Source organism: Domibacillus mangrovi (assembly GCF_001906925.1).
Lineage (GTDB): Bacteria > Bacillota > Bacilli > Bacillales > Domibacillaceae > Domibacillus > Domibacillus mangrovi.
This window is the reverse complement of record NZ_MRWQ01000001.1, coordinates 96,376-117,359: the sequence shown is the minus strand read 5'-3', so window position 1 is coordinate 117,359 and position 20,984 is coordinate 96,376. Positions and strand designations below refer to the sequence as shown.

Genomic DNA, 20,984 nt, shown 5'->3' with positions numbered 1-20,984 from the left:
CCATATACATAAATATATTTACGTATGCATAATATGACATTGAATAGGCTGTTATATGAAACAGAGATAACGTCTTTCGTGCGAATGGTAAGGGAGATTTCATTTTTGTCCTTGTGTGATGCTTACTTATTGTATACATCTTTTTGAATGATGCTGAATAGGGCATCTTTTTTGGTTGCAAAAAAAGAAAATGGGTGCTAAGATACAAACAAGGATGAAAATCATTATCAACTAAGAAAGAAGGCGTTTGGAATGATCTGGTTATTTGTGACGGCGACAGTAGTAACGTATGGTGGAGTAATGAAATTTGTGCTGGATCGTACGGCAAATCAAACGAGTACGCCTGTATTTAAAAAATAATAAATGACAATGAGTATAAGGATAAGGATACAATGAAACAGGTGCACACCACTTTCATTGTATCCTTTTTTATTTGTTAAAAATCATATACAATGATAAAAAAAGGTGTACGCATCGAAGGGATGGAACAAATATGGAAGCACCGACAAAAAGCCGTATGATGGAAACAATCCGGACACGCACAGCGAGACTTTATGAACAATTTATACATAATGAAGATACTGAACGGGCGGAAAAGGCCGAGCTCTTTTTACGCAAAATGAATGATCATGAATTTATCGTCGCGTTTTGTGGCCATTTTTCAGCCGGTAAATCGACGATGATTAATGAATTAACAGGCGAAGCACTTTTACCGTCAAGCCCCATTCCAACAAGCGCCAATCTCGTTAAAATTAAACCGGCCGAAGAAGACTTTGCTAAAATTAACTACCATGATGGCCGTCCGCTCCTATTTAAAGCGCCATATGACATAAAGCATGTGAAAAAATTTGCAAAAGATGGCGATGAAGTGGCATCGATTGAAATCGGACATTCATCGTCTCATTTGCCGCCTGACGTGACTGTGATGGATACGCCGGGTGTTGACTCGACCGATGATGCGCATCGCATTTCAACAGAGTCTGCACTTCACCTTGCGGATATGGTGTTTTACGTGATGGATTACAATCATGTGCAGTCAGAATTGAACTTTATTTATACGAAAGAACTGTTGTCACATGGAGTGAAGCTGTATTTAATTATTAACCAAATTGATAAACATAAAGAAGAAGAATTATCGTTTAGTGCATTCCGACAGTCTGTATATGATTCGTTTGCGACGTGGAATGTACAGCCAGAAGCGTTTTTCTTTACGAGTCTGCATGGAAGAGATCTGCCATATAATGATTTCGATGAAGTAAAGAAGCTTATTCATGATAGTATGGCGAACCGGGAGCAGCTGTCTGAACAATCAGCTGAAACGATGATGAATCGTCTCGTGCATGAACATATCGAATGGCTTTTAAATCAGCAAAAAGAAGAGAAGACACAGTTTGAAGCGGTCATTGCGGAAGCAGGGGCCCAGTCCATTGAAGAAAAAGAAGCGGCTCTTGCGAAAGAACTAGAAAAGCGTGATGCGGCATTCTGGCTGAAACAGTTTGAAAGAAGACGTGAAGATGTGCTGAAAAATGCAATATTAATGCCGGCATCTACACGTGAAATGGCTCGCAGTTATTTGGAATCGACTCGTCCAGAATTTAAAGTAGGAATGCTGTTTGCGAAAAAGAAAACGGAAGAAGAGCGTGAAAAACGCTTGAATGCGCTGCTTGCTGATTTAAAAAAACGGACAGAAGCACAGCTGGAGTGGCACGTACGGCAAGTGACCGCTTCATGGCTGAAAGAAAGCGGCTTGGACGATCCTTCGCTAGCTCTTCAGGCGGAGGAATTAGCTGTGCCAGTGGATTCATTGGTCATTACAGATGCAGTGAAACCAGGTGCGGGTGTAACAGGAGATGCTGTGCTGAATTACTGTGAAGATGTCGCTAGTCTCATTAAAAAGCGGGCTCGTGCTATATCGGATGAATGGAAACGTGAAGCAGCACCGATTTTAACAGAACAGTTTGAAGGAGAATATGCACAATTCGCGGCCGATCACCGTATTTGGAAAGAGCGCCTCATAGCAAAAGAAAAACTTGCATCGCTTGAATTTGCGCGCAATATACGTGAAAATGAGCTGAAAGAAACATTGCTCATAGAAGATACGGATATCCCGCCTGTGATGGATGAGCTAATAGAAAAATGGCAGGTGGAGGCAGAAAATATAGCAGTTTACACGGGGCAGGAAGATATGGAAGAAGTGCGAAAAGAAGAGCAGCAGGCTATTGATATGGAACCGGTACAGGAGACGGCATTTATGGATGCAGCTTCTACGGTGAAAAGGCTGCGTCATCTTGCAGGCCGTTTAAACGGTGTGCCCGGTTTTGGCCGGTTTATTGAAGGAGCGATACAAAAAGCGGAGCGTCTTGAAAACAGAACGTATACAATTGCGCTATTCGGCGCGTTTTCAGCAGGTAAATCGTCGTTTGCGAATGCGCTGCTTGGCGAAAAAGTACTGCCAGTATCACCGAATCCAACGACAGCTGCCGTTAACCGGATTCATCCCGTAGCAGAAGGGAAAAAACATCGCACGGCAGATGTCCATTTAAAGACGGGCTTCATGATGCTTGCTGATGTGAACGTGTCACTTGGACTGTTTGGCCTCAGTGCGTCTTCGCTTCGTGAAGCATATCAAATGGTGCCAGGTGTGTTGGATTCGAATGAAGGTGAAGGGAAAGAAAAAATACATTTATCTTTTTTACGTGCATTTTATGCGGGCTTCCATGATTACGAAAGCCAGTCAGATGAGACGATAAATGTTGATCTGACAACATTTAAACAATATGTCGCCAATGAACAAAAAAGCTGTTTTGTGGATTCGATTGATTTGTATTACGACTGTGATTTTACCCGTCTAGGCATTACACTTGTGGACACACCGGGAGCTGATTCGATTAACGCCCGCCATACGGGTGTCGCATTTGAATACATTAAAAATTCCGATGCGATTTTGTTTGTCACGTATTACAATCATGCGTTTTCAAAAGCAGACCGGGAATTTCTTATCCAGCTAGGCCGTGTAAAAGAGGCGTTTGAGCTAGACAAAATGTTCTTTATTATTAACGCGATTGACTTAGCGGCAAATGAAGACGAACTGAATGAAGTGAAATCGTATGTACGTGAGCAGCTGCTTCAATATGGCATCCGTTTCCCGCGTCTTCATGGCGTATCAAGTATGCTTGCGGTCGAAGAAGCGACGCGCGGTGAATGGAGTCACCCACAGTCGGGCATGAAGCAATTTAAAGAACCGTTTCACGCATTTTTATTAAATGACCTTGCGTCAATGGCGGTTCAGTCGGCGGAAGCGGAAGTGGAACGGGGCGTCTTGCAGTTAGAAAAATTAATTGAAACAGCGAAAGACAACCGTGATAATCGAACGCAAAAGAAAGCGGAACTGGAAGACAAGTGGAGCCGGATGGCTGTTGCAATCGACAGTGAGAATACAGATGTCGAGAAAAAGCGGATGACCCAGGAACTCGATGAACTTGTGTATTACATTAAACAGCGTGTCTTTTATCGTTTCTCCGACTTTTTCAAAGAATCATTTAATCCGGCTACGTTGAGTGGACAGGGCGATGTAAAAGGGTCTTTGCAAAAAGCGTTGGAAGAACTGCTTGAATCCGTTGGGTATGATCTTGCTCAAGAAATGCGGGCGACCTCCATTCGCGTTGAAAATCACGGTGTGAAATTGCTTCATGAAAAGCAGGCGCGTTTAGTGAATAAAGCATCGTTGATTGAGCCGGAATTGCTTTTATCCCATTTGGATGCACAGAAACTCGCCGTGCCGGATTTTGATCCAGCCTTTACAGAGGTATCGCGAGAACCTTTTGCAAAGCCGCTTTCATTATTTAAAAATGCTCGTGCGTTTTTTGAAAAAAATGAGAAGCAGGTGATGATGAAGGAACTGCAAACAATGATCGAAGAACTGGCAGATCTGTATTTAGCCAGTCAAAAAAATGCGCTTCAAACGAGTGCATTCTTGTTCATGGAGAAGGGAACAGATGAAGTGAAAAAAGCCGCTTCATTAGACGTGAATGAACAGTTTACAGCGTGGCTTGATGTGCTAGAACATAGTGAAAATATTGAGGAGTGGGAGCGGATTTTACGTGACATCCAATCTGCTTCATAATACACGCTTTCATGCATGTGCAACGTGTTGTCATTTCGAGGCGGTGAAAACACCTGCCAATATGATGTATAGATGCCGCCGGCTCGGGTTCGAAACGAATCCGAGCTACCGGTTTAACTGCTGGGATCCAAAAGACAATGTGAGGAAATTAATGGAAAAGGAACAGGTGAATGAACATGATCGTAACGGCTGAATGGCTCCACGAACAGCTTGAAAATAGAAATGTTATCCTTTTTGACTGCCGGTTCAACCTGGCAGATCCGGCGGAAGGAGCGGAATTATATGAACGAAGCCACGTGCCAGGTGCTTTTTATGCACATCTTGACGATCGCCTCTCTGGAGAAAAAGGAGCAGAAGGAGGGCGTCATCCATTACCGGATATGAGCGAATTTACACTTTTTTTAGAAAACTGTGGTGTGTCTAATGACTCCACCGTTGTGGCATATGACGACGGCGTGTCGATGTTCGCTGGCCGTCTCTGGTGGCTGCTTAAATACGCGGGTCATGACGATGTACATATTTTAGACGGTGGATTTTCCGAATGGGTAGAAAAAGGGTACCAAATCACGACGGAAATGCCGATCCGACGCCCGGCTTCGTTTCAATTAAACGTGCAGGATGGCATGCGTGCATCCATTGAAGAAGTAAAACATGCATCTGAAACAGGTTCATCCTTACTGATTGATTCCCGTGCTCCAGAGCGTTACCTCGGTGAAATAGAACCGCTTGATCGTGTACCAGGCCATATTCCCGGCGCGATCAACCGTTTTTTTGCGGAAGGATTGGAAGGGACAAAGTGGAAAACGAAAGAAGAGCAGGCATCCCGATTTGAACATATTCGTAAAGATGAACCAGTTATTGTATACTGCGGCTCAGGTGTTTCAGCAACACCGAATGTACTAGCTTTGCAAATGGCAGGGTATAAGAATGTTAAATTGTATCCAGGGAGCTACAGTGAATGGTCAAGCGATACGTCACGTCCAGTTGAGACAAAAGAAAGAGGCATTGTTGATAAATAAAAAAGCAAATTTTAACCGTTCAGGTTTATTGGACGGTTCTTTTGTATATAGTAGTAAAAATAATAAATTTTTATCATCTAAAAAATCTGCGATAAATTTAAACAAAATACTATATATACATTAGGGGGGTATGGTAAACTATATGTAAGGGAGGTGGCAACGTGAAAGTAATGGAGATTCAAAATTGTGATAGGCCCCGCATGACTGGTTCTGATCGAAAGAGCCACCATTCTGAAAAAATAAAAAAAAATTTAGTGACGCGGCTCAATCGGATAGAAGGACAAATTCGTGGAATTAAAGGCCTTATCGAAAAGGATGCTTATTGTGATGACATCATTACACAAATTTCCGCGACGCAGGCGGCGTTAAATAGTGTGGCTAAAATTCTTCTCGAAGGACATATGAAAAACTGTATCGCCGAGCGTATTCAAGAAGGCGATTGTGAAGTAGTGGATGAACTGCTTATCACGATTCAAAAATTGATGAAAAAGTAAATACGTAAAATGGAAGGAAGATAAACTAGTGGAACAAACAACATTAACTGTACAAGGCATGTCTTGCGGACACTGTATACAATCCATTGAAGGCAGTGTAGGGGAACTGGACGGTGTGAACTCAGTGAAAGTTCATTTGCAAGAACACACAGTAGATGTAGAATATGATAGGCAGCAAGTATCTTTGGATAAAATTAAAGAAGCCATTGATGAACAAGGATATGAAGTGGCATAAGGTGAAACATCTATAGGGGATATAGACGGTACTATCTAGGGTCTGGCTTCTCCTTCGTTAGTTTCTCCAATTCCTGAAGTGGGGTCTTACTGCCCGTTAATCTATGATAAAATATATAAATAAGGCGTGCTGATTTTTCAGCACGTTCTTTCCGGCAAAAAATATACCCCATGTGGGTATGAGGAGTGATGAGGTGAACAATCAAGCGATGGAAACGAGCTTTCAAATTTCTGGCATGACGTGTGCCGCTTGTGCCGTAAGGATTGAAAGAGGGTTAAATAAACTGGATGGTGTAGAAAAGGCTACAGTAAACTTAGCTTTAGAAAAATCCAAAGTAAAATATGATCCAACCAAAATAAAGGAAGAAGAGATTCAACAAAAAATTAACCATCTTGGTTATGGTGTGATCGTGGAAAAGAACGAATTTTTAATTTCCGGCATGACGTGTGCCGCGTGTGCGATAAGAATTGAAAAAGGATTAAATAAACTGAACGGTGTGTCAAGTGCAAGTGTCAATCTGGCTCTTGAGAGAGCGGTGGTTGAATACAACCCATCCACTTTGTCAAAAGCAGAAGTCATTAAAAAAGTGGAATCACTTGGGTATAGCGCTGTTTTGAAAGAAGAAGACAGCAGCAAAGCGAGCATGGATCACCGGCAAAAAGAAATTGAAACACAGACGAGGAAATTGATCTTTTCAGCCATTCTTTCTATGCCTCTCTTATGGGCGATGTTTGGGCATTTTGAATTTACTTCATCGCTCTATGTACCGGTCGTGTTTATGAATCCGTGGGTGCAATTAGCGCTCGCGACACCTGTACAATTCATCATCGGAAAACAGTTCTACATAGGAGCTTATAAAGCGCTGAAAAATAAAAGTGCCAATATGGATGTGCTCGTTGCGCTAGGAACATCAGCTGCTTACTTTTACAGTTTGTATTTATCATTTGAGTCGATCGGCCATTCTGGTCATATGGTCGAACTGTATTATGAAACGAGTTCAATTCTTATTACATTGATTCTTTTAGGGAAATTGTTTGAAGTAAAAGCAAAAGGCCGTTCTTCCGAAGCCATTAAAAAGTTAATGGGTTTGCAGGCGAAAACAGCTGTCACCGAACGAGATGGACAAGAGATAGAAATTCCGCTTGAAGATGTGCTTGCTGGGGATATACTTCATGTGAAGCCGGGTGAAAAAGTTCCCGTAGACGGCATGATTTTGGAAGGGCTATCCGCTGTTGATGAATCGATGCTGACAGGCGAAAGCCTGCCAACAGATAAAAAACCGGGTGATGAAGTTATTGGTGCAACGATCAATAAACACGGATTTTTGAAAATGAGAGCGACGAAAGTAGGCAGAGAGACGACTTTGTCGCAAATCATTAAAGTCGTAGAAGAAGCCCAAGGATCAAAAGCGCCGATTCAACGGTTAGCGGATCAAATTTCCGGTATTTTTGTACCGATTGTCGTTGGAATAGCTGTTGTCACATTTTTAATCTGGTTTATTTGGGTGACGCCAGGAAACTTCGCTGAAGCACTTGAAAAACTGATAGCTGTTTTAGTTATTGCCTGTCCTTGTGCACTTGGACTTGCGACGCCAACGTCCATTATGGCGGGATCAGGACGCGCTGCAGAGTACGGTATTTTGTTTAAAGGTGGAGAGCATCTAGAAACAACGTATGGCATTGACACTGTCATTCTTGATAAAACAGGGACCATCACGAATGGGACGCCTGTATTAACGGACGTATTCGTGCATAAATCCGTTGATCAAGCAGAATTTCTCGCGTTCGTTGGAACCGCAGAAAAACAGTCAGAGCATCCACTGGCTCAGGCGATTGTACAAGGGGTTAAAGACAAAGGGATTTCATTAAAAGAAACAGACCAATTTGAAGCGATCCCGGGTTTCGGTATTAAGGCCATGATTGAAGAAAAAGAATTACTCATAGGGACACGTAAACTTATGAAGCAGTACAATGTGAATACAATAGATGCCCATGCGAATATGGTGAAGATGGAGAAAGAAGGGAAAACGGCGATGCTAGTAGCGATCAATGGTGAGTATACAGGAATTGTCGCCGTTGCAGACACGATTAAGGAAACATCTATAGCGGCTATCAGCCGTCTAAAAGAGATGGGCCTTGAAGTCATTATGATGACAGGTGATAACAAACAGACAGCGCAGCTGATTGCCGGACAGGTGGATGTTGACCGTGTGATCGCAGACGTTCTTCCAGAAGGAAAAGCAGATGAAGTAAGGAAGCTGCAGGCACAGGGGAAAAAAGTCGCGATGGTTGGCGATGGAATCAATGATGCACCGGCACTAGCAACGGCCGATATTGGGATGGCAATGGGAACAGGAACCGATGTGGCATTAGAAGCAGCCGATATAACCTTAATCAGAGGAGATCTGAACAGTATTGTCGATGCGATCTTTATGAGTAAGATGACAATCCGAAATGTTAAACAAAACTTGTTCTGGGCATTCGGCTACAACACAATTGGCATTCCGGTTGCTGCATTAGGCTTCCTAGCACCATGGCTCGCAGGCGCTGCCATGGCATTCAGCTCGGTTTCTGTTGTCCTCAATGCACTTCGATTGCAAAAAATAAAATTATAATGACAATAAAGTTGTTCTAATAAAGAAACGTAGGCCTGGCTTTCAGAGTCTAAACAGCGTTCCAAGTTAAAAAATTAATTACTTTCTTATCTTTTTAAAAAAACACCTTTCTAAATGGATTTTCATTTAAGAAAGGTGTTTTTTTGAGTATTTAGTGAGGGTGATAAAGACCGTAAAGCCGGTGTGTCAAGCTGTCCCTAACACAACACCAAGTTTTTTCAAGTACTGTCTATAAGCAATACTCATGCGATCACAGACGAGTGACAACTCAACTTGTAAATCAAGCGGCAGTTCTTCGGGCTTTTGGTTTTCAACAATCGGTTTGTCTTGCGCAAATATGTCATCTTGGAACTTTATTATCGATTCATCTGACAATCCAGTTGCATAGTTGAAAGATAAGATGCCATATGCAACAGATGTTTCATTGTCTACAGGGCGAACGGTTAACAATATCGTCATTAATTTATTATTTTCACGGTCTTTCTTTGTAAAGCTTACTGTGAAAGGCCGATGAATTTCATACGTGTAATAGACGTATTTTGGAATACCTGATCCATCTGGGTCAGGTTGAAAAATAGCGATTTCATCTGAAAAAATTCGGTTTCCTTCATGGTTCACGTTGTAATCTTGAATATCCCGATGGCTTTCTGTACCTAAAGAACCTTCGTGTACAATAGCTAGATGACCCACATCGAGAAAGTTTTCGATAATACGTGGTGGTTTTGCGACAACTTCTTGTGGCCCCCAAATAACATTATGATAGTCGGTGCCATCCATTTGTGGATAGTTGAAGAGTTCCGGTGCATTTCCAGCAAAATTGACCCAAATGAAACCGTACTTCTCAATACAAGAATAAGAAGTGGCTTTGGCTTTTTTAGGGATGGCTTTCCCCTCGGGTAACTGTGGAATTGTGATGCATGCGCCGCTATCATTGTATTCCCAAGCATGGTATGGACAAACTAAGCAATCATTTTTCACTTCACCTAACGATAACGCTGCTCCTCTATGGATACATAGATCTTTAAATACATGTACGCCCTTACTATTTCTAAAAATGGCGAGGCGTTCGCCCATTAAAGTAATTTGAATTGGTTTTTCTTTTACATCGTTTGAGCGGCAAGCAACAAGCCAATCTTCTAACAATACCTTATCTTGTAACATATATTTAGCCTCCCGACTTGATTTCGTACTCCCATTTTAAACAAATTAACACGAATGCGTCAACCCTAAACACGAACTAAGTTGGTAATAAATACAAAAATGTTCGGTTTATATATACAAATCTATGTTTATTATTTATAATGCAATTGAAAAGTAGTTATTCTACAGAAAGAGGTGAATTCAGGAATGAGTGAAAAAACAGAAAACAACCTGATTATAGGTGTAAACGAGAAGGTAAGTTACCCTAAAGCGTTCCTTCTAGGTTTGCAGCATGTACTGGCAATGGATTTATATATTGCACCGATTATTATTGCCGGACTTCTATCATTGACTGTCGAAAATACCGCGTTCTTTGTCCAAATGTGTTTTTTGGCAACAGGTATTGCAACGATAATCCAAACAGGCGCGGGAATTAAACTACCTGTAGTCCAAGGACCGTCATATGTCCCTATTGGCACGATTGCTGTAATTGGCGGGAAATTCGGGCTTGGCGCGATTGCCGGAAGCTTAATTCCAGGCGCGATTATTATAGCTCTCTTGGGTTACCCATTAAAATGGTTTGCAAAAGTGGTCAGTAAAGTAATCCCGCCTCTCGTTGGAGGCACCGTGATCATTATCATCGGGATTGCACTAATGCCAATCGGACTAAATAATATTTATCAAGCTGAAGGTAATATAGGTGAAAATATTGTTGTTGCCTCTGTTTCTGCGAGCGTGGTCATAATATGTATGCTTCTTGGCCGTAAGTTTGGTGGCCTAGGTGCGTTTTTCCGGTTAGTATCGGTCATTCTAGCAATTATCGTCGGAATATTAACAGCAAGTTTATTTGGAAGCGTAGATTTTTCTCCGGTTAAAGATGCAAGTTGGTTCTCTTTCCCATCGTTTCTTCCCTTTGGACAACCTGTTTTTAATGTAGGAGCCATCATCTCTATGGTATTCGTCTATTTAATTATTTTAATTGAAACGACTGGAACATGGTTTGTCATTTCCTCTGTGACCGGAGAAGAACTTGATGAAAAACGATTAAATCGGGCTTCAGTCGGTGAAGGACTTGGTTGTCTCGCCAGTTCGCTTTTAGGCAGTACACCGATGACAGGTTATTCATCGAATGCCGGTCTACTTGCCATTACCGGTGTCGCAAGTAGAATGGTGATTATCGTTAGTGGAATTATTCTTATCTGCCTTGGACTTGTACCAAAGCTTTCCACTGCCATTACTTGTATTCCTGAGCCTGTCATCAATGGGATCTTTGGAATTGTGTGTGTTGCAATTGTTACGAATGGTATGAAAGTTATCCAGCCAATTATCATTGATGATCGCAATATGATGGTTATTGGGGTTCCCATCTTGTTAACGATTGCCGTCACAGTTTTGCCGAAAGACGTTTTATATAGTGTTCCCGACTGGGCTAATTATATTTTGTCTTCCGGCATTACCGTTGGAGCACTTGCAACAGTGCTTCTAAATTTAGCAATACCAGAGGGGAAAAAGTAGGTATTCATACGAAGAAATCGGTCTGAAGAAATAAATTTCATTTATGAGCAACTTAAAAAAACTGATGTCTGAACTGACATAGCGATTTGAGACACGCATAAAACACCTATTTTAGGCTGCTGCACGCCCAAACTCTGTGGGTGTGCAGCAGCCTAATTTTTTTGAATACGCTCTTCGTTGTAATGATCCAGCTCATCCACGTCTTATTCAAAATGGAATGGAAATGAATTCATCCACATGAAAAGACTTTTCTTCTTAGGGAAAAGAATAGTAGTGCGGGGCATTTAGGTGTTATCTTTGCGCAAAAGATATCAAATTTATCTTCCCGAAGTGGCTGACAAAAGTTCCTCATATGCTGGTTGACATCATAGATTTGGTGGACGACAATGACGGCACTTTTAGCACGGTGACGTTTAAAAAATATGATAACCTACCATATTTTTTCCGTGATATAATTATCAATCAAGCCGTTTAATTATTCAACCGACACTATTCGCTAATAAACTGAAAGTATAAAAGATTTTTTGCTCTTGGGGGTGAATTAGGGTGAAAGTAGCTATTGTATAATAGATTATTGGACAAAGAAAAGATTGTAATGGGCAAAAAGAAAGCATTTACTTATATAATTAAATTATTATATACTAATATTGAAAGGGGGATAATACATGAGTGTTGATCGAAAACTTGATATGCAAGAAGTGTCACAAATACTGAAATTGCTCGGAGATAAGACACGTCTTACGATGATGAAATTGCTTCAATCGCATGACTGCTGTGTATGTGAATTTGTCGCCATATTCAACATGAGTCAGCCTGGAATTAGTCAACATCTACGCAAATTAAAAGATGCTAGTTTGGTAAAAGAAACACGCAGAGGACAATGGATATTCTATTCGCTGAATCGGGATCATGACTATGCCCTTTTAATTGATGATTTATTAAACTATCTTCCGGATCAGAATGAAAGATTCATTGAACTGGAAGCACAGGGATTACGCATTTCCTGTGACTAGAGAGGAGTAAGACATTTGTTTTCTGTTATTGCAGCAACATCCATTTTTCTTGTAACGCTTATCTTTGTTATTTGGCAGCCAAGAAATTTGTCCATTGGCTGGTCAGCTTGTGTAGGGGCAGTGGTTGCCTTGCTGGCAGGGGTGGTAGACTTTGGTGATGTCATCGATGTAACATCGATTGTTTGGAATGCCACATTAGCATTTATAGCCATCATCATTATTTCTCTTATCTTGGATGAGATTGGTTTCTTTGAATGGTCGGCTCTACATATGGCCCGTATGGCCAAAGGAAATGGCGTCAAAATGTTTGTGTATGTGTCCATACTGGGGGCTTTAGTCGCTGCCTTTTTTGCGAATGATGGAGCTGCACTGATTTTAACGCCGATTGTTCTGGCGATGGTCCGAAACTTGAAATTTGAAGAACAAATGGTTTTTCCTTTTATTATCGCAAGTGGATTTATCGCAGATACAACAGCACTGCCATTAATCGTCAGTAACCTGGTGAATATCGTTTCCGCCGACTACTTTGACATTGGATTTCTGGAATATGCGTCCCGGATGATTGTACCGAATTTATTTTCATTAGTGGCTAGTATTACTGTGCTCTATCTTTACTTCCGCAAAAGCATTCCGAAACAGTATGACATGTCGATGTTAAAAGTACCGGATGAAGCGATCAAAGACCATAAGATGTTTCGTTTGTCTTGGCTTGTACTCGGAATCTTGCTGATTGGTTATTTCGTCAGTGAATTCCTGAGCGTTCCTGTTTCCATTATTGCCAGTATCGTCGCGTTATTCTTTTTGGTGATGGCCCGAAAAAGTCCGGCTGTTCACACGAAAAACGTCATCAAAGGGGCGCCGTGGGCGATTGTGTTCTTCTCCATCGGTATGTATGTCGTTGTATATGGTCTGCGTAATGCCGGATTAACATCGGTTCTCGCTGATGTCATTCAGGGAGCAGCGGAACAGGGATTATTTGCTGCAACAATCGGTATGGGCTTTATTGCTGCTATTTTATCGTCGATTATGAATAACATGCCAACGGTGATGATCAACGCACTGGCAATTTCAGATACGGCTACATCGCCTGTAGTCAGGGAAGCCTTAATTTACGCGAACGTCGTTGGATCGGATTTAGGTCCAAAGATTACGCCAATTGGATCGCTTGCTACTTTATTGTGGCTTCACGTCCTTCGTTTAAAGGGGGTTAAGATTTCATGGAGCACGTACTTTAAAACAGGAATCATCTTAACCATTCCGACCTTGTTTATCACGTTAGTCGGGCTGTATCTATGGTTACTGCTTATTCATTAATAATAAAACATCAAAATGGAGTGTAAAAGGAGACTGCTGTTATGTTAAAAAAAACAATTTATTTCTTATGTACGGGAAATTCTTGCCGTAGCCAGATCGCTGAGGGCTGGGCAAAGAAATACTTGGGTGAAGAATGGGAAGTACTGAGTGCAGGTATCGAAGCACATGGCTTAAACCCGAATGCGGTAAAAGTGATGAAAGAAGAGGGCATTGATATTTCAAATCAGACATCGGATATCATTGATCCAGAAATCTTAAATAATGCAACGTTGGCTGTGACACTCTGTGGCGATGCAGCGGATAAATGCCCCATCACACCACCTTCCGTTCGCCGTGAACACTGGGGATTTGACGATCCAGCCAAAGCAGAAGGAACAGAAGAAGAAAAATGGACGGTTTTTAGACGTGTACGTGATGAAATTGGTGAACGCATCGAACATTTCGCTAAAACGGGCGAATAATACGCCTTTATTTAAGGCGTGAGGTATCTGTATCTGTTTTAGTCCCCCTTCATATTAAGTGAAGGGGGACTGTTAGTACTTGTTAATGGTATTTCGTTTTCAATAAACGCAGTGAGTTGAGTACAACAATTAATGTGGCACCCATATCAGCGAAGATCGCCATCCATAGGGTCAGCCATCCTGGAATGATCAAAAGCAAGGCCAGCAATTTTAATCCGAACGCAAACGTGACATTTTGTTTAATTACATTGAGTGTTTTGCGGCTTAGTGCGATCGTATAAGGTAATTTTTCAAGGTCATCAGCCATTAAGGCGATATCGGCTGTTTCTAACGCTGTATCGGTACCAGCACCTCCCATCGCGATCCCAATTGTGGCACTTGCAAGAGCAGGCGCATCGTTGATCCCATCGCCCACCATGGCTACTTTTCCATACTGTTCCCTGAGTGACTTAATGGCTTCGAGTTTATCTTGAGGCATTAAATCAGCTTTTACTTCACTTAACCCTAATTGTTTTCCTATCGCTTTTCCAGTCGATTGATTATCGCCAGTCAGCATGACGGTTTTTTCAATCCCTAGTTTTTGCAATTTTTGAATAATGGATAAGCTGCTTTCCCGTACTTGATCGGCTACGGCTACATAACCTTTAATTTCTTCCTCTGTCCCGATTAGCATCACCGTTTTTCCTTGCTGTTGAAGGGCAATAATCTCATATTGAATTTTTTCGGGAATGGCTTTCATTTCATCAAACAATGTCGGACTGCCAATAAAATAGGTCGTTTCGTTCAAAATGGCTTTTGCACCTTGTCCCGTAATTGATTGGAAGTCGTCAGCTATATATTCTTCTACATTCTCTTTTGCTGCTTTCCGGAGAATAGCAGAAGCCAAAGGATGCTGTGAAAATTTCTCAATGGCTGAAGCAACAGCCAAAATGTCTTTTTCACTCAGATCAGATAAAGAAACAACGTTGGTCACATCTGGTTTTCCTTCTGTTAACGTGCCTGTTTTATCAAACGCAATGACATTTAGGCGGCCTGTTTCTTCTAAATGAATCCCGCCTTTGATTAAAACACCATTTTTCGCTGCATTGCCAATAGCGGTGACAATCGCCACCGGCGTGGAAATAACGAGCGCACACGGACAGCCAACAACAAGGACAGCAAGACCGCGATAAATCCATTCCGACCAGTCAGCTCCTATAAAAAAAGGTGGAAGGATGGCAACAAAGAGGGCGATCATCATAATAGCCGGCGTATAATACTTAGCGAATTGATCAACAAATTGTTGTGAAGGGGCACGCTCAGATTGTGCTTCTTCCACTAAATGAATGATTTTTGCGATCGTCGTGTCTTCTGTACGCTTCGTCACACGAGCTTCTAAAAAGCCTTCTTCATTTAAAGATCCGGCGAATACTTCATCACCCGCCTGCTTATGAACAGGAATCGATTCGCCTGTAATAGCGGCTTGGTTAATGGAGGACTGACCATTTAGCACTTCTCCGTCCATTGCTACTTTTTGGCCGGGTTTAATGACCATAACATCTCCGACTTGAATGTCTTCTACATCGACTTCAAACTCATTTTTTCCCCGTTTAATAATGGCAGTATCAGGTGCGATATCCATTAAAGAGCGGATCGATTGGCGTGCTTTCTCCATTGAATAGCTTTCAAGTGCTTCGCTTACGGCGAAAAGAAAGACAACGACCGCACCTTCGCCCCATTCGCCAATAATCGCTGCCCCAATAATGGCCACAGTCATGAGCGTTTTCATATCAAATTGAAGTTTAGTCAAGTTTTTCAATCCGACTTTAAATAAATGAAATCCGCCAATTAAAATCGACAAGGCAAAAATCAATATAGTAGCCGGGCTGTCTTCCCCGATTGTGAGACTAGAAGCATAACCAAAGATCAAAAAGGCGAGAGAGACCATCGAGTTTTTATTTTCGCGTTTGTGCAAAAAGGGAATTTTTTCTTCTTTTCGTTTTTCGTTTGCCGGATAGACTTTAATGCCATCAAACGCACCGGCTGCTTCTAGCTGCTCGATGGACGCTTCCCCAACGATGGCAATTTTAGAGGCGCCAAAATTCAGCTGGACATCTTCAACAGTCTGAATATCTCGTATATTCTTTTCGAACTTCGCGGCACAACTTGTGCAGGATAATCCTTGCAGGCGATACTCATTTTTTGTTTCGCTCATCGTGATCAGTCCTCCCGAGAATGTTCAAGTGCAATGCTGACTAACTGGTGAACATGTTCATCTTTTACGGAGTAATACACCAGTTTGCCTTCTTTCCGGTATTTTGCTAGCCCCATATTTCGAAGCAGCCGTAAATGATGGGATGCGGTAGCCGTTGTAGATCCGATGATATGAGCTACATCGCACACACACAATTCTTTTTCGAGCGTTAAGGCGTACACAATTTTCAATCGTGTTGCATCGGACAAGGCTTTGAAAAGTAGTTCAACACCGTTCACATCGTTTATTTTCGGCTGCACACGTTCTACAACTACCTCGTTAAAACAAGGCGATTCGCACGTATCAGTGGCTTGTTTGAGCTTTGTATTTTCTGACATCCGTATCCTCCTTATTCAAATGCTTGTTTGATTGTCTATTTTTAGTGTATGATGAGTTTGCAAAATTGTCAATTATACATTCAAATGATTATTTAATTATGAGGCGGTGCTTGGTACAATTAAAGCGAAATAACAAGGTGGTCAAAATCCACCTTGATAGTAGTCAAGTGGACGAAAAGACGCTTTTTGGAACGATGGAAGAACCGCTAGAAAGTAATGATCAGCTGTGCTTTTTGAATAAAAATTCCCATACAGCTGTGAAGAGTAAAAAACCGATTGCTATTCCTAAAATCAGCCCGTTTAATTTGATTGGCAGCGCTAAAGAATGTCCTAGGATCGAAAAGAAAAAGAAAATGCCAGATAAAAGAACGCTGAAGAGGAAAAAAACAAGAATGGAAAGTCGCTTCCTGTCTGAAAGCAGTAAGGAAGCCATAATCGCCAAACCTTCCGGGATTTGATGAATCATCATGGCCGCAATAAATGAAGTGGATAAAATCGGATGATCCACTGTTGAACCGATGGCTAAGCCTGTAGGAATATTGTGAACGGCAATGGATGCAATTAAAAAGAACGCCGGCCGATATGTCGGAGACGATTTACCTTCCATTACGTCATGAAGGCCCATACAAATCAGCACACCCAGAGAAGCACCAAAGGCAACACTTATAAAACCGTATTCCTTCAGAGCATGTGGAATGAGTTCTAAAACAAGTAATGCTGTTAAAACAAGACCGCAAAGAAGGTATAAATGCGGCGCCTTGATCTTAGGGATTTTGTAAAGAATACATGCGACAAGCGCTCCGACATTCGTTCCAAGAAAAAGATAAAAGCTGAGCAAGTACGATACTGTGTGCATAGTTACACTCCTATTCCCCTGAGATCGTTCATTTATATTCATGAGGGCAAACAAATAGTAAACAAGGAAAGTCTATTTATCCCTATCCAAGACAGTGACAGGAGGTGTTGATATGTATCAAACTATCATCATAGGGGCCGGGCAAGCGGGGCTGGCCATGGGGTATTATTTGAAGGAAATGAATCAGTCGTTCCTTATTTTAGATAAAAATCAGGAAATCGGGGATGAGTGGAGAAATCGGTATGATTCATTGGTGCTATTTACGCCAAGAATGTACAGTTCTTTACCCGGCCTGTCCTTAACCGGTGATCCGCAAGGGTTTCCGATGAAGGATGAAATCGCAAACTATTTGGAATATTATTCAAATCATTTTGAGCTCCCGGTTCAATTAAGAACGGAAGTACTCGTTGTCCGAAAAGAAATGGACCATTTTTTTATCAAAACGGAAGACCGTGAATATAAGGCGGAGAACATTGTAGTGGCATCCGGACCTTTCCAGAAACCAAACATACCTTTATTCGCAAAGAGTTTGTCATCGGATGTTTTACAGATCCATTCTTCGCAGTATAAAAATCCACAGCAGTTGCGTTCTGGCAATGTGCTAGTTGTAGGCGGGGGCAACAGCGGGGCTCAGATTGCCGTGGAATTGTCCAACGAACGGAAAACGTACTTATCGATCAGTCAAAAAATCAAGTTTTTCCCGTTGGAAATAGGAAATAAAAGTATCTTTTGGTGGTTTGACAAGGCGGGCATATTGAAGGCTCCTCGTCATTCGTGGATTGCGAAAAAGATACAGGCAAGCGGAGATCCTATTTTCGGTTCGGAATTAAAAGGTGCATTGGCAAGTCAGGCAGTGGTTCAAAAGAGCAGGGCCGTAGATGGAGAAGACACAAAGATCCGGTTTCAGGATCAGTCTATGCTTGAAGTCCACAACATTGTGTGGTCCACCGGTTTTGTTTGGGATTACAGCTGGCTGGAAGTGAATGGAGTGTTAAATTATGAAGGGCGTCCCATACACAAAAGAGGCATAACACAAACATCAGGACTATATTTTTTAGGGCTGCCGTGGCAGTACCGGCGCGGTTCCACACTACTGCAAGGGGTGGGAGAAGATGCTAAATATATTGCTGAACACATACAAAAAAGTGGAGGTACTTTATGAAAAACAGTAAAAAAATTGTGATTTCGACGCTTATTCTGTTTGCCGCGATCGTTGGACTTGTGTTGTTTTTTAATAGAGAAGATGAAATAGCACAGGAAACAGATCAAACGACGAATAGAAAAGGGCATCCTTCTATTGACGGACAGCCGACTTTAGGGAATGCGGATGCACCTGTTTCCATTGTCGAGTTTGGCGATTATAAGTGCCCATCGTGCAAACAGTGGGGCGAAACGGTATACCCTAAATTGGTGGAAGACTATGTAGACACTGGAAAAGTGAAATTTTCATATATCAATGTGCTATTTCATGGAGAAGAGTCCATTCTCGCAGCACTGGCTTCTGAATCCATCTACAAACAAGATCCGGAATCATTCTGGACATTTCATAAAGCAGTATTTGATGCACAGCCTACTACACAGGAACACGACAATCCATGGGTGACAGTAGATAAATTAAAAGAAATAGCAGTCAAAACAGCACCGAAAGTAGATGTGGCGCAGTTGGAAGCTGATTTGAATGCAGAAGCAACGTCTGTAGCGGAACAAGTGAGTACAGATGACGGTTTGGTAAAAGAATTTAATGTTCCATATACCCCGACGATTATCGTTAATGGCGTCATGCTGGAAGACCCATTTGACTATGAAAGAATCGTGTCTTTAATTAAAGAGGAATCAGCGGCTGATGAATAATTCATCAAAAGAGTCATTTATTCAAAAATATGCATTGTATGCGGCATGGATCGTTTCGGTCATCGCTACGCTTGGCAGCCTTTACTTCAGTCAAATAAAAGGATTTGTTCCATGTGAGCTATGCTGGATTCAGCGAATCTTTATGTATCCTTTGGCCATTATTTTAGGAATTGCGGCATTTTACAACGAAATTCATCTAAAGAAATATGTGCTTCCGTTGTCCCTTATTGGCGGATCGATCTCTATCTACCATTATCTTGTGCAGAAGGTGCCCGGCTTTGCAGAGGTGAAGCCTTGTATTCAGGGAGTTCCATGTAATATGAATTACATTAATTGGTTTGGCTTTGTCACGATCCCTTTTTTAGCCTTAACAGCATTTACGTTGATCAGCATTTTCATGGTGCTATTGCATATGAATGTTCGGAAAAACAAAAGCAAATAATACGGTTGATGAAAAGGTCTCTGTCGGCTTACTTTACATGTTAAATGGCTTGAAAATACAAGAAAGAGAGTGAATAGTAAAGGTGAAAACCAGCTCCGTAAACCGGGGCTGGTTTGATATTAGTTAGTGTGTTTGTTATCGTCATCCATTAACCCGTGTATGGACTGTTTAAATTATCTTAGTGTCGTCGTTCCAACGGACTTCCCTAGCTCAGGCAATTTTGAAGGCTCAAATATAATAAGAGCAATGATTTTTGTTAAAGCTATACTTCCTGGCCCCACCATGAAAAACCCCCTCTTTGTGCAACAGATCCTAGAGAAAAAGAAGATCCAATAGCAAGACCATCACCAAAATTATGAAGACCAATTCCAGTAGCCATTAAAAGAGATAATCGAAATGTGGAATACCCCTTAGCTTCTTGCTTCCGACGCTGGTATTGATCAAACGCAATCAGTAATAAAAAGGTTAGCGCTGCTCCAATCATCACGACCATGTTTCCTTGTAAAATGGAGGGCGCTTCTGCACCGATTTCAAACCCATCAGCTAAAGTACCAATGAATAAAAATAATAAAGTAAAACTTCATTCAGTGGGGGTTTTCTTCATCCCCCACTGAATAAAAAAAGAACTCAGGTAAAGAGCACCGCATCCTGCGGCAATACCTGAGTGACCGGCTTCAGCCGGCCCGAACCAATCGGGCTTTTACGGGCGGTTGATCCCCCGCTTATCCTCCTTTTCTTTTCGATGGCTTGAAGCGGGGGTCTTACTGCCCGTTAATGCGGGATAAAAGGCAGACTGTCAAGGCAAGAATCCTATTGATCCATTTCCGGTTAAACCGTTTCACGAAGGGGTACCACATTAATCCTAAAGAAAATTGAAATAAATGAAAACCTTCTGATGCTTTTTCTGTAAAGGTTATGAAAGCTTAGAATACTGTATAATTTATTATCAACATAGACGATGGAGAAGTAGGGGGATTATTATCATATACACGATTGGTTTATTTATTCTTGCGGGTTTAGCGGAAATTGGTGGGGGATATCTGATTTGGCTATGGATAAGAGAAGGGAAACCGTTTTATTGGGGAATCGTTGGAGGAGTGGCTTTAGCTTTTTACGGAGTGATTGCGACCTTTCAAACGTTCCCTACATTCGGTCGCGTTTATGCCGCTTACGGAGGAGTGTTTATCATTCTTTCAGTCTTATGGGGATGGGGAGTAGATAAAAAAGCACCAGATTTGTATGATTGGATTGGTGCGGCCATTTGTTTGGCCGGTGTTTCTGTCATACTATGGGGACCGAGACATTAAGTATAATACTTAAATAAAAAGAAAAGCAG

General features: G+C 41.7%; 19 protein-coding genes and 1 pseudogene. 14 read left to right on the top strand and 6 right to left on the bottom strand.

Annotation, left to right across the window (positions count from 1 at the left end; genetic code table 11):
- The first annotated feature begins 493 nt into the window (after window positions 1-493).
- The 6 genes from BLL40_RS00525 (at window position 494) to BLL40_RS00500 (ending at window position 8,485) form a co-directional block, all read left to right on the top strand.
- Complete coding sequence (locus tag BLL40_RS00525; protein WP_073709962.1) at window positions 494-4,123, top strand: dynamin family protein; 3,630 nt, start codon at window positions 494-496, stop codon at window positions 4,121-4,123.
- A complete protein-coding gene (locus tag BLL40_RS00520) occupies window positions 4,101-4,316 on the top strand; it encodes a hypothetical protein (protein ID WP_245797868.1) in 216 nt (71 codons plus the stop codon). Before BLL40_RS00525 ends, BLL40_RS00520 begins: the two co-directional genes overlap by 23 nt.
- A complete protein-coding gene (locus BLL40_RS00515; RefSeq protein WP_073709961.1) occupies window positions 4,294-5,142 on the top strand; it encodes a sulfurtransferase in 849 nt (282 codons plus the stop codon). Before BLL40_RS00520 ends, BLL40_RS00515 begins: the two co-directional genes overlap by 23 nt.
- A gap of 170 nt (window positions 5,143-5,312) precedes the next feature.
- Window positions 5,313-5,636 carry a metal-sensitive transcriptional regulator gene (locus BLL40_RS00510; RefSeq protein WP_073710360.1) on the top strand — a complete coding sequence of 108 codons (324 nt, stop codon included), beginning with the start codon at window positions 5,313-5,315 and terminating at the stop codon, window positions 5,634-5,636.
- Between the two features lie 28 nt (window positions 5,637-5,664).
- Window positions 5,665-5,871 carry a copper chaperone CopZ gene (copZ, locus tag BLL40_RS00505; RefSeq protein WP_073709960.1) on the top strand — a complete coding sequence of 69 codons (207 nt, stop codon included), beginning with the start codon at window positions 5,665-5,667 and terminating at the stop codon, window positions 5,869-5,871.
- 208 nt (window positions 5,872-6,079) lie between these two features.
- Window positions 6,080-8,485 (top strand): heavy metal translocating P-type ATPase, encoded by a 2,406-nt coding sequence (locus tag BLL40_RS00500; RefSeq protein ID WP_245797874.1) that lies wholly within the window; start codon window positions 6,080-6,082, stop codon window positions 8,483-8,485.
- A gap of 186 nt (window positions 8,486-8,671) precedes the next feature.
- Here BLL40_RS00500 and BLL40_RS00495 read toward each other — a convergent pair whose 3' ends face one another.
- The gene (locus BLL40_RS00495) at window positions 8,672-9,646 is read right to left on the bottom strand and encodes an aromatic ring-hydroxylating oxygenase subunit alpha (RefSeq protein ID WP_073709958.1); all 975 of its coding nucleotides are present in this window, start codon (window positions 9,644-9,646) and stop codon (window positions 8,672-8,674) included.
- Window positions 9,647-9,832: 186 nt separating this feature from the next.
- On the opposite strand from BLL40_RS00495, the gene BLL40_RS00490 reads away from it, so the two are divergent.
- From BLL40_RS00490 to arsC, 4 genes are all read left to right on the top strand, one after another.
- Complete coding sequence (locus tag BLL40_RS00490) at window positions 9,833-11,140, top strand: uracil-xanthine permease family protein (protein ID WP_073709957.1); 1,308 nt, start codon at window positions 9,833-9,835, stop codon at window positions 11,138-11,140.
- Window positions 11,141-11,805: 665 nt separating this feature from the next.
- Complete coding sequence (locus BLL40_RS00485) at window positions 11,806-12,153, top strand: ArsR/SmtB family transcription factor (RefSeq protein ID WP_073709956.1); 348 nt, start codon at window positions 11,806-11,808, stop codon at window positions 12,151-12,153.
- 15 nt (window positions 12,154-12,168) lie between these two features.
- A complete protein-coding gene (locus BLL40_RS00480) occupies window positions 12,169-13,467 on the top strand; it encodes an arsenic transporter (protein ID WP_073709955.1) in 1,299 nt (432 codons plus the stop codon).
- A 41-nt stretch (window positions 13,468-13,508) separates the two neighbouring features.
- Window positions 13,509-13,928 carry an arsenate reductase (thioredoxin) gene (arsC, locus tag BLL40_RS00475; protein WP_073709954.1) on the top strand — a complete coding sequence of 140 codons (420 nt, stop codon included), beginning with the start codon at window positions 13,509-13,511 and terminating at the stop codon, window positions 13,926-13,928.
- A gap of 82 nt (window positions 13,929-14,010) precedes the next feature.
- Here arsC and BLL40_RS00470 read toward each other — a convergent pair whose 3' ends face one another.
- The 3 genes from BLL40_RS00470 to BLL40_RS00460 form a co-directional block, all read right to left on the bottom strand.
- Window positions 14,011-16,122 (bottom strand): heavy metal translocating P-type ATPase, encoded by a 2,112-nt coding sequence (locus tag BLL40_RS00470; RefSeq protein WP_073709953.1) that lies wholly within the window; start codon window positions 16,120-16,122, stop codon window positions 14,011-14,013.
- Window positions 16,123-16,127: 5 nt separating this feature from the next.
- Window positions 16,128-16,499: an ArsR/SmtB family transcription factor gene (locus BLL40_RS00465; RefSeq protein WP_073709952.1), complete on the bottom strand. Its 372-nt coding sequence runs from the start codon at window positions 16,497-16,499 to the stop codon at window positions 16,128-16,130.
- A 220-nt stretch (window positions 16,500-16,719) separates the two neighbouring features.
- The gene (locus BLL40_RS00460) at window positions 16,720-17,355 is read right to left on the bottom strand and encodes a ZIP family metal transporter (protein ID WP_073709951.1); all 636 of its coding nucleotides are present in this window, start codon (window positions 17,353-17,355) and stop codon (window positions 16,720-16,722) included.
- Window positions 17,356-17,467: 112 nt separating this feature from the next.
- Between BLL40_RS00460 and BLL40_RS00455 the strand changes: the two genes are divergently transcribed.
- Genes BLL40_RS00455 through BLL40_RS00445 form a run of 3 tightly spaced genes read left to right on the top strand, consistent with a single transcriptional unit; the run spans window position 17,468 to window position 19,648 of the window.
- Window positions 17,468-18,517: a flavin-containing monooxygenase gene (locus BLL40_RS00455; RefSeq protein WP_073709950.1), complete on the top strand. Its 1,050-nt coding sequence runs from the start codon at window positions 17,468-17,470 to the stop codon at window positions 18,515-18,517.
- On the top strand, window positions 18,514-19,206 hold the full coding sequence (locus BLL40_RS00450; RefSeq protein ID WP_073709949.1) for a DsbA family protein: 693 nt from the start codon (window positions 18,514-18,516) through the stop codon (window positions 19,204-19,206). Before BLL40_RS00455 ends, BLL40_RS00450 begins: the two co-directional genes overlap by 4 nt.
- Window positions 19,196-19,648, top strand: coding sequence for a disulfide oxidoreductase (locus BLL40_RS00445; RefSeq protein WP_073709948.1), 453 nt, complete (start codon window positions 19,196-19,198; stop codon window positions 19,646-19,648). The genes BLL40_RS00450 and BLL40_RS00445 overlap by 11 nt, the downstream gene beginning before the upstream one ends.
- Window positions 19,649-19,824: 176 nt before the next feature.
- Here the strand turns inward: BLL40_RS00445 and BLL40_RS00440 are convergent.
- Both BLL40_RS00440 and BLL40_RS00435 read right to left on the bottom strand, forming a co-directional pair.
- Window positions 19,825-19,932, bottom strand: a pseudogene (locus tag BLL40_RS00440) (twin-arginine translocase TatA/TatE family subunit); the annotation flags it as partial.
- Window positions 19,911-20,135 carry a ZIP family metal transporter gene (locus BLL40_RS00435; RefSeq protein ID WP_245797867.1) on the bottom strand — a complete coding sequence of 75 codons (225 nt, stop codon included), beginning with the start codon at window positions 20,133-20,135 and terminating at the stop codon, window positions 19,911-19,913. The pseudogene BLL40_RS00440 and the gene BLL40_RS00435, both read right to left, overlap by 22 nt.
- 493 nt (window positions 20,136-20,628) lie before the next feature.
- On the opposite strand from BLL40_RS00435, the gene BLL40_RS00430 reads away from it, so the two are divergent.
- Window positions 20,629-20,955: a YnfA family protein gene (locus BLL40_RS00430; RefSeq protein WP_073709946.1), complete on the top strand. Its 327-nt coding sequence runs from the start codon at window positions 20,629-20,631 to the stop codon at window positions 20,953-20,955.
- The last annotated feature ends 29 nt before the right edge of the window (window positions 20,956-20,984 follow it).

Coding starts and splice junctions, on each gene's coding strand:
- BLL40_RS00495 (WP_073709958.1), bottom strand. CDS start 9,646: ATGTTACAAGATAAGGTATTGTTAGAAGATTGGCTTGTTGCTTGCCGC.
- BLL40_RS00525 (WP_073709962.1), top strand. CDS start 494: ATGGAAGCACCGACAAAAAGCCGTATGATGGAAACAATCCGGACACGC.
- BLL40_RS00450 (WP_073709949.1), top strand. CDS start 18,514: ATGAAAAACAGTAAAAAAATTGTGATTTCGACGCTTATTCTGTTTGCC.
- BLL40_RS00470 (WP_073709953.1), bottom strand. CDS start 16,122: ATGAGCGAAACAAAAAATGAGTATCGCCTGCAAGGATTATCCTGCACA.
- BLL40_RS00465 (WP_073709952.1), bottom strand. CDS start 16,499: ATGTCAGAAAATACAAAGCTCAAACAAGCCACTGATACGTGCGAATCG.
- BLL40_RS00485 (WP_073709956.1), top strand. CDS start 11,806: ATGAGTGTTGATCGAAAACTTGATATGCAAGAAGTGTCACAAATACTG.
- BLL40_RS00455 (WP_073709950.1), top strand. CDS start 17,468: ATGTATCAAACTATCATCATAGGGGCCGGGCAAGCGGGGCTGGCCATG.
- BLL40_RS00490 (WP_073709957.1), top strand. CDS start 9,833: ATGAGTGAAAAAACAGAAAACAACCTGATTATAGGTGTAAACGAGAAG.
- BLL40_RS00460 (WP_073709951.1), bottom strand. CDS start 17,355: ATGCACACAGTATCGTACTTGCTCAGCTTTTATCTTTTTCTTGGAACG.
- BLL40_RS00500 (WP_245797874.1), top strand. CDS start 6,080: ATGGAAACGAGCTTTCAAATTTCTGGCATGACGTGTGCCGCTTGTGCC.
- BLL40_RS00510 (WP_073710360.1), top strand. CDS start 5,313: ATGGAGATTCAAAATTGTGATAGGCCCCGCATGACTGGTTCTGATCGA.
- BLL40_RS00515 (WP_073709961.1), top strand. CDS start 4,294: ATGAACATGATCGTAACGGCTGAATGGCTCCACGAACAGCTTGAAAAT.
- arsC (WP_073709954.1), top strand. CDS start 13,509: ATGTTAAAAAAAACAATTTATTTCTTATGTACGGGAAATTCTTGCCGT.